This is a genomic window from Bacillus sp. IBL03825 (assembly GCF_024712505.1).
GTDB lineage: Bacteria > Bacillota > Bacilli > Bacillales > Bacillaceae_G > Bacillus_A > Bacillus_A wiedmannii.
Window position 1 is genome coordinate 2,509,768 of sequence record NZ_JAMXKE010000001.1, and the last position, 16,633, is coordinate 2,526,400.

At 32.4% G+C, this 16,633-nt stretch carries 10 protein-coding genes and 2 pseudogenes; 11 read left to right on the forward strand and 1 reads right to left on the reverse strand.

Annotated elements, in window-relative coordinates:
* Window positions 1–10 precede the first annotated feature (10 nt).
* The 5 genes and pseudogenes from hblD to NHG49_RS12885 form a co-directional block, all read left to right on the forward strand.
* A complete protein-coding gene (hblD, locus tag NHG49_RS12865; protein WP_098101942.1) occupies window positions 11–1,237 on the forward strand; it encodes a hemolysin BL lytic component L1 in 1,227 nt (408 codons plus the stop codon).
* 31 nt (window positions 1,238–1,268) lie between these two features.
* Window positions 1,269–2,402 (forward strand): hemolysin BL binding component B, encoded by a 1,134-nt coding sequence (gene hblA / locus NHG49_RS12870; protein ID WP_064475212.1) that lies wholly within the window; start codon window positions 1,269–1,271, stop codon window positions 2,400–2,402.
* Window positions 2,403–2,912: 510 nt separating this feature from the next.
* Entirely contained in the window at window positions 2,913–5,522 is a 2,610-nt protein-coding gene (locus NHG49_RS12875) for a putative mucin/carbohydrate-binding domain-containing protein (protein ID WP_098101940.1), read from the forward strand.
* A gap of 538 nt (window positions 5,523–6,060) precedes the next feature.
* Window positions 6,061–7,536, forward strand: a pseudogene (locus NHG49_RS12880) (serine hydrolase).
* A 475-nt stretch (window positions 7,537–8,011) separates the two neighbouring features.
* A pseudogene (locus NHG49_RS12885) lies at window positions 8,012–8,246 on the forward strand (hypothetical protein); the annotation flags it as partial.
* Between the two features lie 220 nt (window positions 8,247–8,466).
* Here the strand turns inward: NHG49_RS12885 and NHG49_RS12890 are convergent.
* On the reverse strand, window positions 8,467–9,756 hold the full coding sequence (locus tag NHG49_RS12890; RefSeq protein ID WP_064475259.1) for a glycosyltransferase family 2 protein: 1,290 nt from the start codon (window positions 9,754–9,756) through the stop codon (window positions 8,467–8,469).
* A 269-nt stretch (window positions 9,757–10,025) separates the two neighbouring features.
* Between NHG49_RS12890 and NHG49_RS12895 the strand changes: the two genes are divergently transcribed.
* The 6 genes from NHG49_RS12895 to NHG49_RS12920 all read left to right on the forward strand — a co-directional run bounded on the left by NHG49_RS12895 (window position 10,026) and on the right by NHG49_RS12920 (window position 16,614).
* Window positions 10,026–10,793: a glycosyltransferase family 2 protein gene (locus tag NHG49_RS12895; RefSeq protein ID WP_001124411.1), complete on the forward strand. Its 768-nt coding sequence runs from the start codon at window positions 10,026–10,028 to the stop codon at window positions 10,791–10,793.
* Between the two features lie 4 nt (window positions 10,794–10,797).
* A complete protein-coding gene (locus NHG49_RS12900) occupies window positions 10,798–12,201 on the forward strand; it encodes a CDP-glycerol glycerophosphotransferase family protein (RefSeq protein ID WP_098101938.1) in 1,404 nt (467 codons plus the stop codon).
* A gap of 227 nt (window positions 12,202–12,428) precedes the next feature.
* On the forward strand, window positions 12,429–13,454 hold the full coding sequence (locus NHG49_RS12905) for an SDR family NAD(P)-dependent oxidoreductase (RefSeq protein ID WP_064475262.1): 1,026 nt from the start codon (window positions 12,429–12,431) through the stop codon (window positions 13,452–13,454).
* Complete coding sequence (locus NHG49_RS12910; RefSeq protein ID WP_064475263.1) at window positions 13,451–14,413, forward strand: NAD-dependent epimerase/dehydratase family protein; 963 nt, start codon at window positions 13,451–13,453, stop codon at window positions 14,411–14,413. The genes NHG49_RS12905 and NHG49_RS12910 overlap by 4 nt, the downstream gene beginning before the upstream one ends.
* Window positions 14,413–15,618 (forward strand): UDP-4-amino-4,6-dideoxy-N-acetyl-beta-L-altrosamine transaminase, encoded by a 1,206-nt coding sequence (gene pseC / locus NHG49_RS12915; RefSeq protein ID WP_064475264.1) that lies wholly within the window; start codon window positions 14,413–14,415, stop codon window positions 15,616–15,618. The genes NHG49_RS12910 and pseC overlap by 1 nt, the downstream gene beginning before the upstream one ends.
* The gene (locus tag NHG49_RS12920) at window positions 15,619–16,614 is read left to right on the forward strand and encodes a cytidylyltransferase domain-containing protein (protein WP_064475265.1); all 996 of its coding nucleotides are present in this window, start codon (window positions 15,619–15,621) and stop codon (window positions 16,612–16,614) included.
* The last annotated feature ends 19 nt before the right edge of the window (window positions 16,615–16,633 follow it).

Below are 16,633 nucleotides of genomic sequence, written 5' to 3' on the forward strand. Positions count from 1 at the left end.
GAATCAAAAAATGAAATTTCCATTTAAGGTCATAACTTTGGCCGCTTTAGCAACGGTTATAACTGCTACGAATGGTAGTACTATTCACGCACTTGCACAAGAACAGACAGCACAAGAACAGAAAATAGAAAATTATGCGTTAGGACCTGAAGGGTTAAAGAAAGTGTTGGCTGAAACAGGCTCTCATATTCTTGTAATGGATTTGTACGCAAAAACAATGATTAAGCAACCGAATGTAAATTTATCCAACATTGATTTAGGTTCAGGAGGTGGAGAATTAATCAAAAACATTCACCTGAATCAGGAACTGTCACGAATCAATGCAAATTACTGGCTAGATACAGCGAAGCCAAACATTCAAAAGACAGCACGTAATATTGTAAATTATGATGAACAATTTCAAAATTATTACGACACACTAGTAGATACTGTAAAAAAGAAAGATAAGGCGGGCCTCAAAGAAGGAATAGGGGATTTAATCGGTACAATTCATACAAATTCAAATGAAGTTACGGAAGTTATTAAGATGTTAGAAGCTTTTAAAACAAAGTTGTATACAAATACTGTAGATTTTAAAAATAATGTTGGAGGTCCAGATGGACAAGGGGGATTAACGGCTATATTAGCGGGAAAACAAGCACTAGTCCCACAACTTCAGGCCGAAATTGAGAATTTACGTTCTACGCAGAAAGCGCATTTTGATAATGTATTAGCCTGGTCAATTGGTGGTGGATTAGGAGCAGCTATTTTAGTTATTGGAACGATTGCAGGAGCGGTAGTAATTGTTGTGACCGGTGGCACAGCGACACCAGCTGTTGTTGGTGGTCTAACAGCTCTAGGGGCAGCTGGTATCGGTTTAGGAACAGCAGCTGGTGTTGTGGCATCTAATCATATGAGCTCCTATAACGAAATTTCTAATAGAATCGGAGAATTAAGTATGAAAGCCGATCTTGCTAACCAAGCAGTTATTTCACTTACTAATACAAAAGACACGTTGACATATTTGTATCAAACAGTGGATCAAGCAATCATGTCTCTAACGAATATTCAGCAACAATGGAATACGATGGGAGCGAATTATAAAGATCTATATGATAATATCGACCAAATGCAAGAACATAAACTTTCTTTAATACCTGATGATTTAAAGGCTGCAAAACAAAGTTGGAATGATATTCATAAGGATGCAGAATTCATTTCAAAAGACATTGCTTTTAAACAAGAAAAAACAAACTAAAAATCAATATATATGTATAGGAGGAATTAGAATGAATAAAAACTTTCCTTATAAACTACTTGCTGTATCGACGTTTTTGACTCTGACAACAACTACTGTAGTTTCTCCAGTGGCAGCCTTCGCAAATGAAAGTAAAATGGAACAAACTAGTACCGAAGATATATCTCTTTCTGTAAACAGCGAAAAGATGAAAAAAGCTTTGCAAGATGCTGGGGTATTTGCAAAGTCTATGAATGATTACTCTTATTTGTTAATTAAAAACCCAGATGTTAACTTTGAAGGAATTGACATTAAAGGATATACAAATCTACCTAGTCAAATTCTACAAGATCAAAAGAATGCAAGAGAGCATGCTACGAAATGGGATTCACACATAAAAAAACAACTTTTAGATACACTGACGGGGATTGTAGAGTATGATACTAAATTCGACAATTATTATGACACATTAGTAGAAGCGATTAATGAAGGGGATGCAGACACATTAAAAGAAGGCATTACAGATTTACAAGGTGAGATTAAACAAAATCAAGTATATACACAGAATTTAATACAAGAACTGGCTGAGTTAAGAGATAGTATTGGAGAAGATGTCCGGGCATTTGGAGGTCATAAAGATATTTTGCATTCGATTCTGAAAAACCAAGCATCTGGAATTGATGAAGATGAAAAGCGCCTAAATGAAGTTTTAGAGCAAGTAAGACATTTTAAACAAGTAGAATCAGATGGAATTATAACTGTATCAATTCCCTCAATTCCTACGTGGATTGCTGGTGGTGTAATGATAGGGGTAGCAAGAAATAATTTAGGTACGTTAGAGCCATTGTTAGCACAATTACGTCAGACTATAGATTATAAAGTAACATTAAATCGTGTAGTTGGTGTTGCGTATAATAATATTAATGAAATGCACAATGCGATTGGATCGGCTATTAATGCACTTACCTATATGTCTGCACAATGGCATGATTTAGATTCTCAATATTCGGGAGTGCTTAGTCATATTGATAAAGCATCCCAAAAAGCGGATCAAAATAAATTCAAATTCCTAAAACCTAATTTGAATGCAGCGAAAGATAGTTGGAAAACATTGAGAGCGGATGCGTTTACATTAAAAGAAGGGATAAAAACATTAAAAATGGATCCTGTTTCTTCAAAAAAATAGCGGAATACGGTATTTGTTGCAAGGGCATTTATACAGTTATAAAATAATTTTTGTTCTTTATAAATTGAAAAGACGGAGGTATAATCAGGCCTCTGTCTTTTGTTTTATTGAAATATTTTTATAATTCCATCCTATATGTAGAAAGTAGTTATACAAGTTTGAATTTTTAAGGTGAATGATTTTTATGAATTTTTCCGTAAAACCTAATCTATGATTAGTGAGCTTTATATTCTTATTTTCCTAATTGAATACTTTTATACAATTAGATGGAAGTTAAGAATACTAAATCAAAACATAATAGGTTGTTATTGATGAGTTTATTGTAAAGTTGTTATTTTATGTGTCATCAAATAACATTTATAAACAATTAGAAATAAAGAAAAGGAGACTATTATGAGAAAAAATAGAGTATTAGATACAACATAAATAGCGTAAATAGTTTTTGATGTAAAAACATGATAAATAAAATAATAGTCCTTACATGTACTAAGGGAAAATGAGGGAGATAATATGGGGAATAACTCAAAATATAAAACTAGAAAAATACTTGCAGCCACCGCTACAGTAACTATGCTTGCAACTGCAATGATTTCTACAACAGATATCATTGCAGAGGAAACAAAGCAGCAAAAAAAAATATCGACATTACTGCAAGAGGGAAAGTCAGTTAAATCAGAAAACAGAACATATACAGTCCCAGGAAAAGGGGATGTTGAGGTACTGAAACAACAGGAAAGAAAAAGTATGGCATTTAGTCCATATGAACCCACTGGTTTATATGCAAAGCCAAATGAACAAATAACGATTAATGTAGAAGGAAATCAAAATATTCAAGCATACATTGGAACGTATTCGTATGATGCTTCTTGGAGAGAAGATTCTAAAATAAAATCATTTACATTAAAACCTGGTATAAACACGATTCAATCTCCAAATGGGGGGATGATTTATTTTTATAATAAACAACAAGGTGGCACTATTCGAACAACAATCACAACGGGTGGAGCGACTACTCCTTTCTTTGAACTAGGCAAACATACGAAACAAGATTTAATAAACATGCTGGACCAATATCCAAATGCACATGCGGTGGAGTTAAAAGGAGAACGTGTATTAATTACGGCCAGCCCGGCACGTGTTAAGAAATATTTGTTAGGTTCTAATACAGATCCTGTACAACTCTTAAAAAAGATGGATGAAGCTACTCGAATTCAAGACAAAGTAGCTGGATTATCTGAAGAACAAGCAGATAAACATTATATTCATTACGTAGAAGAAAATCATTCTCCTGATTATTATATGTATGCAACTTCTTATCGAACCGCATATGTGGGAGACGCAATCCAATACGTGTTAGATATTAATAAATTTATAAAAGATGGTTGGGGTCCATGGCATGAGGCAGGGCATTTGAGACAGCAATCACCTTGGAAGTTTTATAATATGACAGAAGTACAAAATAATATTTACAGCCTTTCTGTAGAAAAAGCATTTACATCTAATCAACCTTTTAGATTGCAACAAGAGGGTGCTTATACTAAGGCATTTCAATACTTAGAACAATCTAATAAAAATTATGATGAAATTAGTGATGCTTTTGTTAAGCTTGTTATGCTTTGGCAACTACAATTAGCATATGGAGAAGACTTCTATCCTAAACTGCATCAATTGTATAGAGATATGCCTTCTGATGAACTTCCACAAACAGATGAAAATAAAAAACAATTATTTATGATCTCAGCATCAAAAGTAGCCAAACAAAATTTGATGCCTTTCTTTGAGAAGTGGGGATTACGTCCAAATAATGATACCATTCAAAAAGTGGCTGCATTAGGATATCCAATTTTAACAGCAGAGATTTGGAAGGGTACTGATTCTAATCCGATTAAACCAAATGTGCCTAATGCAAATAATATTTTAGAAGGAAGACAGTTTGCGTGGTCAATGAAAGGAATTAGTGATTTCGAGTTTGCTAAAATCAATTTCAATAAGTCGGCAGAAGAAATGCAAGTGGACTTAAAAGCAGGCGTACCGCATCACTATTTTAATGAAACATATGCGAGTATTAAAGTACAAAATGCATCAGGCAAAGTAGTATACAAGAAAGACATTTATGGAAACAAACAACAAAATGCTGAATCGCAAAAAGTTCCAGTTAAAGTAGGGGATTATATTGAGTTAACACATCTAGAAGGTGTGCATAGAGCTACTTTAACAAATATAGATAATAGTAAACAAGAAAGCTTTGGAAAAAAAGCAATGTACGAAGTTACAAAAGAAGGTCTGAAAAAAGTAGAAAAAATGCCAGAATCAACAATTTTAGATGGGAATCAATTTGCATGGTCACTAAAAGGAATAAGTGATTTTGAGTTTGCTAAAATCAATTTCAATAAGTCGGCAGAAGAAATGCAAGTGGACTTAAAAGCAGGCGTACCGCATCACTATTTTAATGAAACATATGCGAGTATTAAAGTACAAAATGCATCAGGCAAAGTAGTATACAAGAAAGACATTTATGGAAACAAACAACAAAATGCTGAATCGCAAAAAGTTCCAGTTAAAGTAGGAGATTATATTGAGTTAACACATCTAGAAGGTGTGCATAGAGCTACTTTAACAAATGTAGATAACAGTAAACAAGAAAGCTTTGGAAAAAAAGCAATGTATGAAGTTACAAAAGAAGGCATGAAGAAAGTAGAAAAAATGCCAGAAACAACGGTTTTAGACGGAAATCAATTTGGTTGGTCTTTAAAGGGATATAGTGATAGGGAAATCGCAAAAGTAGATTATAATAGGGCAACAGAGAAAATGCAGGTGAATTTAGAAGCAGGTGTACCACATTCTTACTTTAATAATACGTATGCAAGTATTAAAGTACAGAATTCATCCGGTAGTGTTGTGTACAATAAGGAAATAGTGGGAAATAGACAACAAACTGCTGAAAGCCAAGCCGTGCCCGTAAAAGTGGGAGATTACATTGAGTTTACCCATATAGAAGGGGAAGCAGTAAAGGAAAAGACACGCGCTACACTTATTAACCTTGAGAATAATAAACAAGAATATATAGGCAAAAAAAGAACCTATCAAGTTACTTCTACGGGATTAAACAAAATAGATTAACATGAAGAATATTCAAATTATTAGTAAGATGCTAAATAGCAGTTCATTATGAACGGCTATTTGGCTTTTATTTATATAAAAGTGAAATGAAAATACTCTCTCTATTATATATACTCTTGTTTTCATCAACAGCTATATTTTTTAATGTAACTTGTAAAAAACTCACATTATTAACTGTTTCCCATTCATTCAAGCTATTGAGAGATAGTTAATGGTTTTTTGAATGTTTTATTTCAATTAACTATCGAGTGAATACAAATAGAATATCTTCTTAGAAAAAGCGAACTGACACGGGGTACTCTTTTTTATGGTCGTAATGTCCCACAAGAATAAGTACTAGTATCTACTGATATTGGAAAGTGAATAGCCTGAAAAATGTACGGGATTGATTTTTATTACAAATTTGTAAGGTTATGTAATTAAAATCGATAGAATTGGATGTTTGAATAAAATAATCTGTATAAAGAATAGAATATTATGAAAAAGTAAAAGAACATCTAGTTTTTTTAAAAATGCTGTATGCATATTTATATTCATTATGAGTGAATTGACTTCCACGAAAGTAGTAAGGGCACAATCGAAAATTTTAGCTGATAGGAGCATAGAAAACTTTAAGAAAAAGATGGATGAGCAAGTACCTAAATGGCAGCAGGATTATGATGTACCAGGGGTTGTGATAGGAGTTGTAAACAATGGGCGTATTGCTTATACACTAAATTATGGTTATGCAGATAAAAATAAGAGAAAAGAAGTGAATGATTATACTTTATTTCAGGCAGGTTCGGTGTCCAAAAGTCTTACTGCTTGGGTAGTTCTACATCTTGTAGACGAAGGGCTTCTATCATTAGATGAACCGGTGGGCAACTATCTAAGTAAATGGAAATTACAAAATTCGAAGTTTGATAATAATGAAGTCACGATAAGAAGGTTATTAAGCCATACGGCAGGATTGTCCACACATAAAGGGTATTTAGGAGTGGTATCTGGGGAACCGCTCAATGCTATTGAAGAATCACTGTCTGGGAAATGCAGGAATAGTGATTCTGTTGAGATAATTAAAAAGCCAGGTTCAGAAGCGATATACTCCGGGATTGGCTATACGATTTTGCAGCTTGTTATTGAAGAGGTGATAGGAATTCCCTTTGAACGTTACATGGGTAAACAAATTATGGAACCATTAGGAATGAAATCTAACTCATTCCGACAAACCCCGGATAATTCAAATCTTTCGAAAGCTTACGGATACTTTGGCCAAGAAATCCCGAATTATCAATATACCGAACAGGCTGCTGCAGGTCTCAGAACAAATGTTACGGATATGATGACTTTCATACTGGCAAGCATGGAAACTACTGATCATAAAGGTAAGGGGTATGGTGTCATCAAAAGTGAACGTGTGGAGGAAATGCAAAATCCGGTATTAGGTGAGAATGGTTTAGGTATATTTGAGAGTAAGTTATCTAATCAATGGAAAATGATGTACCATTCTGGTGATAATCGGGGGTGGCATTCCTTTTATGGCTACCAAAGGATGGATTAGTCATTTTCACGAATGGTGAGAATGGTAAAGATGTAAGACAGGACATTTACCATGAATGGATAAAACACGAGACTGGGGAAGTTCCTCGAAAGTTATTTTGCCTTCGAAGAGCAAAGAAAAATAAATGCTATTATATCCGTCGTTATTGGGGCAGTACTTGGTATATACTTGCTACTATTTGTAATTAGATTTAAACAGAGGAAAAGAGCTTTTATTTTGAAACACGAGAAAAAAACTTACATTAGAGTTGGAGTTAGAACACTTCTACTTTTTAGTATTGCTCTGTACTTGTTTTGTCGCACCTACATGTGGAGCACTTTAAGTTTAAGTGCAAGCAATAGAATAAATATAATGCTCATACTGGCATGGATGTTGGCGTTATTAATTGTAGGATTCTTTCCCCAAAAAAAACGAAGTAGCACAAATAAAACGCTAAAGTCTGAAGCTGTTGGTTATAAATCAAAAGGGAATTAAACGTTATGTAGCTGGAAGCTGGGAAAGATTTGTTATTGTACACTTCTAAATTTTGAAGTGTTATATATCTAATTGATAATGACATGTTTAGTTGGGGTTAATTCCTAAAAAATAAAGTGGTAAGTACTTAATATAAGTGTATATTAACGTGCAAACAGGGCTGCAAGTAATTGGTAGTCCTGTTTGTAATGTTAAATAAAGACTCGCTGAGGATCTAATGAGAAGAAAAAGAACCCTATAGGGTTCTTTTTCAAGGCATATTAACAGTAAGGAGAACCATGAAATGCTACTTCAAATCTTTATTAGGGGAAAGATTTTGAAAAGCTTAACATACATCTATTTTTACATAAATGTAATATATAGTGAATTGATAATGTTTATACTTACTATTACTAATATTCAATTAAGATAGTTAACGCTATGTGTATAGTGTTAATGAACGTTTAATGCAGTATACATTTAAAAATATGAGTAAATAATAAATTGTCTTACAAATATCTTGTTTTTTAATACTTATATCTATAACGTTTATCAAGATGAAAATTAACACATGGATGGCTTTAGGATTTACGTTGGTTGTAATAGAAAAAGGTATTAAGGCAGGATATGACTTTTACAAACATGATTACTATGGTGTCAGTTGGAGTTTAGCTATCATTGTCTATTGCATATATGAGATGAAAAATTATCATATTGAAACAAATAAATAGCCGCAAAAAAATAAGGTTTTAGTAGGCGAAATGCTTATTAAAATATACAATAAAGAATGGGGAAAAGTGTATTAGTTTTAGAAATTTGAGTTGAAAAGCGGCTAACAAAAGCTAAGAGTGATTAGAGCATTCATAGATGTAATAAAAAGAGGTTAACCCAAGTAGCTATTCAGCTATATTTGAGGCAACCTTCTTTTTATATTTATTTGTAAAATCCCTGTCACTCTTCTCGGTATTCTTCAGCTAAGTGAGAGGGATATGATGAAATAGGAGGACCAATCTTAAAGTGGGCTAAATTGGTCTTTGAAATTGCTATACAGTTCTTTAATAAATAAAGTTTTTGTAATATATCTTTATCTATTGGATGAAGCATGTGATTTGTCATAATGAAATAATTGTTATGATAAATAAATACTTTTCCTTCAGGGAGGATTGTTTGATTGGATAAATTCGGATGAATAGGTGGTCCATCTGAAAATTGATCTAAACTATTTTGTGAAACTTTAATAATTTCTTGAGCTGTAAATTTAAATTTGCGAAATGCTATCGTGTTAATGAAAAGACGTTTTTGATTATTTTCTATATAAAACAACTCTTTTTTTTCGTTTTGTACAACCCGTAAATTTGGAATTGATTCTGCAAGGGTTATGGGGGGACCTTCTGTATATTTGTAGATGAATGGATCGGGGATTAAGACAATTTCATTTTGATTATATTTGAAGTAGGAAATCATGTCTTTTGAAATGAGCCTACGTTTAAAATTATCAATCAAAAATACTTCACCTTGTGAATTACTAAACAAAATACCATTTAAATCTTTTGAAGGGAGGTTAGCATATAGGTTTTGGAAAGAAAATGGTGTCTTAAAAGTAATATCGAGCACTTTGCTAATAGGATAAAAAGGTTGGAATGTATTTAGGCGTTTCCAAAACATTGCATCTCCAACAAACCAATATATAGGGTTTGTATCCCAATATTCGCAATATTTTTCATAAACCTGTAATAATATTCTTCTAGTATGCATAACTGAACAGTGATCTACAACATTTGCAGCTGTATATAAAATTTTTGAAGCTTCTCTCACAAATTCATGTATAGGCTGTAGGTTGTAATCAACATATTTTACGTATTGAGAAGAGTACACTACATCTATTTCAGGATGTTTTTCTAAGAAAGATAACATTTCAGCTAATCTATTTGGAAGATACATAGTATCATCCGTTAAATAACAAATATAATCTCCATGGGTTAATGGAAGTGCCTCATTGATAAGAGTTGCATATCTTGTGGTTTTATATCTCTCATTATCTTGTATAATACTATTTTTATAATTAATTCGAGGATCATCTAAATAATTTTTTATAATATTTATAGTTTCCGGACAGGAGTTATCATCCATAATAAAAAGTTCCCATTCTTTATAAGTTTGCATTAGGACACTTTCAATAACTTGATTAATTAATGTTGGTTTATTATAGCTAGTAAGGATAATTGATATTAGGGGTTGCAAAGTCTTCACCTCTTTTGAGAATATTGAATGTGGTTTTTCTAGTGAAATCTAATAATTAAACCTGTATTGATACTTTCTTATTTATACTTGAATAGTTTATTACTTTGTAATAGATATGGTATGGATTATAGTGGAGTGGAAAAATACATGCTGCTATAAATTTTAATAGATATATAAATCTTTTTAAAAATTATCGGAACGGATTGTCCTTCTTGTTTATATAATAACGTAACTGTTTTTGTATTTGTTGATAAGGAGGAGAGGGAGATTTGCCTAAAATTTCAGTTATAATGACAAGTTACAATAAGCCTACGTTTGTTGAAAAATCAATATTAAGTGTATTAAACCAAACTTTTCAAGATTTTGAACTTTTTATTATGGATGATGATTCTAATGAAATGACCCAGAAGGTTATTCGACCATTCATAAATAAGGAAAATGTACATTTTTATAAAAGTAATGTGGCTCATATTTCTGAACGCACAAAAAAAGTCAGATATGCGGCTTTAATTAATGAGGCACTTAAGCAGGCGAAAGGGGAATATATAACTTATATTACAGATGATAATCAATATGAAAAAGAACGCCTTAAAAAGATGTCTAGTTATCTTGATGAGAATAAAGAGGTTCAAATTATTTATTCTGCATCAAAAACGATTCATGTAGATGAATCAGATTTACCTATTAAAACGGTTGAAAGACCTGCTAAAAAAATTACGAATAATGCCCCATGTTCAATTGATCATTGTTCTATTATGCATAGAGCCTCTGTTTTACCAATTCTTGAAAAAAGGTGGAATTCTTACTGGGATGAAGATCCTCAGTTTTATCGGATAGGAGATGCCCGCTTTTTTTGGAGATTAAATCACTATTGGGATTTTTATCCCTTAGATGAAATTTTAGATATTAATTATATTACTCCTCATTCAATACATGCGCAGTTATTTGCCGAAGAAAAAAATGAATTTGTACAATTATTACCACCACAAAGAACATGTAAAGAATTAAGAGAAGACCTAAGAAGAAAAAGAGGGTGAAAAATTGAGTGATATTTATTTGAAAAATTACTGGTTATTAAATCTAGAGTATATAAATGTTTTTTCAGAGTTAAAGCATTATAATATTCCTTTACCATTACTGAGTAATTTTTATCAATATTTAGATGCAGATGTAAAAAATAAAATGAAAGAAAATAATCTTAATAAGCAACTGTCAATCGAGCCCATAGAGGAAATGCAGTTACAGTTAGAGTTTGAAAAAATAATGTCTTCATTTCAATCAAAAATAAAAAGCAAGAATCGAAATGGAACAATTCTCCTAAATTCAGATTATCTCCGTTTTTCAGTAAGTAACTTTACTCACTTTAACCCAAATCAAACAAAGATATTAACAAGATCAAAAAAGACAGAACTTTATGGTCTTCCTACAATTTGTGCACCAGATTATATAAATAAAGCCTCTAATAATGCACATGTTTTTATAGAAAAAGCTAAAGAAATCTTTTTAAAGTTTAATAAGCACCCACTATTTTCAAACATGTTTTTTCAAAAAAAATTAATTAGTGATCTCCCTATCATGATTGAGAAACTTAATATGGCCTATTTCATTTTTAAAGAACAAGATATTTCTGGTGTGATTGTTGGTACTACGGAAGATATAGCAAGTCGAGCTCTTACTTTTCTTTCTAGAAGTGAGGGGATACCAAGTTATTGTCTGCAGCATGGTGCAATAATGGGAGAAGAGGCATACTTTCCGGTTTTTGCAACAAAGCAGGTCGTATATGGAAAATATGAACAAGATTGGTACCTTCAAAGAGGAGGCAGTGAATCTCAAATTGAGATTTTAGGGCACCCCAGATATGATGAAATCTTCAATAGGACATATATGGATAAGAAGGAGCTTTTTAAAACATTAAAAATAGATCCCACTACAAAAGTGATTTTTATTGCAACCCAGCCATTTAAAACTTCATTTTATACTGAACTGACAGAAAAATTAGTGAAAGACAAAAAAATTACGGTTATTATAAAGCCACATCCTTGGGAAAAAGGACGTAACCTAGTGGGAGAATACATTAAGTTAAGTAACTTATATCCTAATGTTAAATATATAACAAATGAAGTAAATATGTATGATGTTATTTTACATGCAAATCTTGTGGTTATCTCAAATTCAACAGTAGGGTTAGAAGCAATGTTATTAGATATACCTGTAGTTGTTTATAAATCGCTATTAGAAGATAGAGATTATAAATATTACGATACACTAGATGGGCTTGTAAATCACTCTATTGAGGATTTGCTTAGCACGGTTGAAAAGGTTTTAAATGATTCTTCACAATCAAGTCTAGCGAAAGAATTAAGAAGAAAATTTATTAATGAAAACTATCCGCAAGAAGCATGCACGAAAAGATTAATAAATTTAATTCAAAGTGAAAAAGATTGAGCCTATCATCACTTATTTTTTTGGAAGTAAGGGATTCCTAAAACAACATCATATCCTCAGATTTCAATAAACAATATGTAACATAAATTTGTAATAAAAATGTATGTTTCAATATGCAAAAAGCTAGTTTATCTCTCACTTAATTGTTTGCCAATAGAATTACACCAGAATTAAGGAGAGATTGTTCTTGGCTCAAAGTAACTTTATAAGAGGAGGTATACATTTCTATGTTTTTTAAAGGTAAAAACGTTTTAATTATTGGTGGAACAGGAACAATTGGAAAAAGCATTCTTTCTAAAGTTCTACAGGAAAAGCCAAAAGTGGTAAGGGTTTTTAGTAGAAGTGAATATAATCAATTTTTATTACAAGAAGAATTCAGGGATGAAAATCAAAATATTCGTTATTTAATTGGGGATATTCGCAATTATGATCGAGTGTTTAGTGCGATGGAAAATATTGATTATGTGTTTCATGTGGCCGCAATGAAGCATGTTTCTTTTTGTGAATATAATCCGTTTGAAGCAGTTTTGACCAATATTTTTGGAACACAAAATGTAATAAAAGCGGCAATTGCTCAGAAAGTAAAAAAGGTGATTTTTACAAGTTCTGATAAAGCAATTTCACCAACAAATAATTACGGTGCAACAAAATTGACTGCTGAGAGATTGATTACGTCAGCGGAATATTCAAAAGGTTCAAGTGAAACGATATTTGCCAGTGTTCGTTTCGGAAATGTTATGGGGTCAAGAGGCTCTGTCATTCCTTTATTTGAAAATCAAATTAAACAAAACCAAAAAATAACCGTAACGGACCTTAGTATGAGTAGATTTATGATGACACTGAACCAAGCTACTATGTTAACAATTGAAGCGATGAAAATAGCAAAGGGTGGTGAAACTTTTATATTAAAAATGCCAGTTATTTTATTAAACCATTTAAGTGAAGTGATGATAGAAGAAGTCACAAAGTTATATGGGTTGCCCAAGGAGAATATTAAAATTGAAGAAATTGGGTTAAAACCTGGTGAAAAAATGTATGAAGAACTTATGACACATGATGAATCTTTACAGGCTTTTGAATTACCAGATATGTTTATCATTCCTAGCCCATTAAAAAAGGGTACCCAATATGAAAATGCAAAAAGGGCGAAGGCAGGATTTTACCGTTCTGATCATCAAAATGCAATTACAAAAGAAGAGCTTAGAAATTTAATATTAAACCAGCAACTACTAACAGGAGGGGATAAACTATGAAAATATTAGTAACTGGTGGTGCGGGTTTTATTGGTAGGTGGGTTGTAAAGAGATTATTGCAGGATAAGCATGAAGTATGGATAATAGACAACTTAGCAAATTCAACTACTGTAAATATTACCGAGTTTGCACACGATCTAAATTTAAAGCAATGCATTCAAGGAGATATTAAAGATAAAAAGTTAATTGCTCAATTATTTGAAAATAATTCATTTGACCTTTGTTATCATTTAGCAGCGAGTATTAATGTTCAAGATAGTATAGATGATGCTAGAACAACTTTTGAAAATGATACAATAGGTACTTTTAATTTGTTAGAACAATGCCTTAAGTATCATGTCAAAATGGTCTTTATGAGTACTTGTATGGTTTATGATAAAGCTACTAATATACAAGGGATATCAGAATTAGATCCGATTAAACCAGCTTCTCCATATGCTGGATCAAAAATTGCTGCTGAAAACATGGTTTTATCTTACTATTATGCTTATAAGCTACCTGTAGTGGTTATTCGCCCATTTAATACGTATGGCCCATTTCAGAAAACAGGTGGTGAAGGTGGGGTCGTTGCTATTTTTATAAATAATAAATTAGATAATGTACCACTAAATATTTATGGGGATGGAAAACAAACGAGAGACCTTTTATACGTTGAAGATTGTGCGGATTTTGTTGTGGCAGCAGGATACTCTGCAAAAGCAAATGGTCATATTATCAACGCTGGAACAGGACAAGATATATCCATTAATAAATTAGCAGAATTGATTTCGGGAAATCAAGTAAGTATTCATCATATAACTCATATCCATCCACAAAGTGAAATTCAAAAATTATTATGTAACTATGAAAAGGCAAAAACAATATTAAACTGGGAGCCGAAAGTTTCTTTAGAAGATGGAGTTATTAAAACAGAAGAGTGGATCAAATCTTTAAAAATTGCCCCTAAGGAGAAAAAGTGATGGTAAAGAAAATTCTTGCTATACACGGAGGAAAGCCTGTTAGAGAAACATATTTACCATATGGTCAGCAACAAATTGATGAACATGACATTCAGGCGGTTGTAGATATATTAAAAGGGGATTTTTTAACGACAGGCCCAACGATTCAACAGTTTGAGAAGTCTATTGCGAAATATGTGGGAGCAAAATATGCTGTTTCTTTTTCAAATGGTACAGCTGCATTGCATGCTGCCTGCTATGCAGCTGGCATAACTGAGGGAGATGAGGTAATTACAACTCCAATGACATTTGTAGCAAGTGCAAATTGTATTTTATACCAGGGTGGAAAGCCGGTCTTCGCCGATATTGACAATGAAACATATAACATTAGTCCTAAATCAATAGAGGAAAAGATTACAAACAAAACAAAAGCCATCATTCCCGTACACTTTACTGGGCAGCCTGTAGAGTTAGATGCAATACAAAAAATAGCAAAAAAAAATAATTTGATTATCATTGAAGATGCAGCCCACGCATTAGGAGCCACATATAAAAATAAAAAGATTGGTTCTATTGGTGATATGACAATGTTTAGTTTCCATCCGGTGAAACATATTACTACCGGAGAGGGTGGAGTAATTACCACAAATAATCCTCTGTTTTATGAAAAACTTGTTCAATTCCGTACGCATGGAATTGAAAGGAATCCTCAAAAACTCCTTGAAAATCATGGGCCTTGGTATTATGAAATGCAATTCTTAGGTTACAACTACAGATTAACGGATATACAAGCTGCTCTTGGTTTATCACAGTTAAGTAAATTAGACTCTTTTATTAAGATTCGAAAGAAATATGTAGACATCTATAATAAAGGATTTAGTTGTTTATCTGAAATCACAGTACCAAAGCAATTGCCTCAAACCGATTCAAGTTGGCACCTTTATATTTTTCGTTTAAATACTAAATTATTAAAATGTAATCGAAAAGAAATTTACGAGGCATTACAAAGAGAAAATATCGGTGTGAATGTGCACTATATACCCGTACATTTACAACCGTTTTATCAAAAGTTAGGATATGGAAAAGGTATTTGTCCACAAGCAGAAAACGTATATGAGGAAATTATTACGCTACCTCTATTTCCTAAAATGACGGAAGCTGATGTGTGGGATGTAATAAAGGCAGTAAGAAAAGTTCTTTCGTTTTATAGAGTTGCTAAAAATTAAATGAAAGGGGTGTTATTAAAATTGCAAAACCAAAAATTATTAAGAGCAGTTACAAAAGTTGATATTAGAAAAGGAGAGATTATTACAACTAATAAAGTAACTATGGAATTAGATGTTGTAGAAAATGCGCTGAACGAGCTTGAAGCAGAGGGATTATTACCTCAGGTAGCTCTATATAATTTGTCTGCAGGTACCCCATTAACAAAAGAGGTTATTGAGCCTCCAAAGGTAGTAATAATTGTACTTTGCCGGTTAAAATCTACTAGGTTACCTTTAAAGGCGATATTGCCAATACACGGAGTTCCTTCCATTGAACGATGTCTTATAAATACATTAGCTATTCAAGGAAAACACCAGATCATACTTGCTACTTCAGATATTACGCAAGATGACCCTTTGGAAAAATTTAATTTAGACGGGAAAGTTAAGATTTTCAGAGGTGATCCAGAAAATACTGCTGATCGCATGTTCCAAGCTGCAAAACAAGAAAATGCAAACATAGTCATACGGATTACAGGGGATTGCCCAGCTGTGTCACCAGAAATTAATACTTTTTTACTAGATGAACATTTAAAAAGCGGTGCAGATTATACACAGGCAGAGTTAAGTACGTTACCTGTCGGAACAGCAGGCGATATTTTTACATTAGAGGCAATCGAACGACTACTACAAACCCCAAAACCTTTAACCTATGCAGAATACCTTCCGTTTTATTTTATAAATAATCCACACTTATTCCGCGTCAATATAGTAAAACTCCCTCCATCATTTTGCTATCCTTCTTGGAGGTTAACATTAGATGAACAACCAGATTTAGATTTGTTCAATGAACTTTATAAAGGTCTGAATGTAAAATCTAAACCATTATTTTTTCATCAAATAAAAGATTACATCTTTCGAAATCCTGAACTTATTGAAATTAATAGTCATGTGAAATTGAAATGGGCAAATCAACAATCTTTAGTAGATGAGCTAAATAGAGAAACGATATTATAAATTATTAAATTGTAGTGCT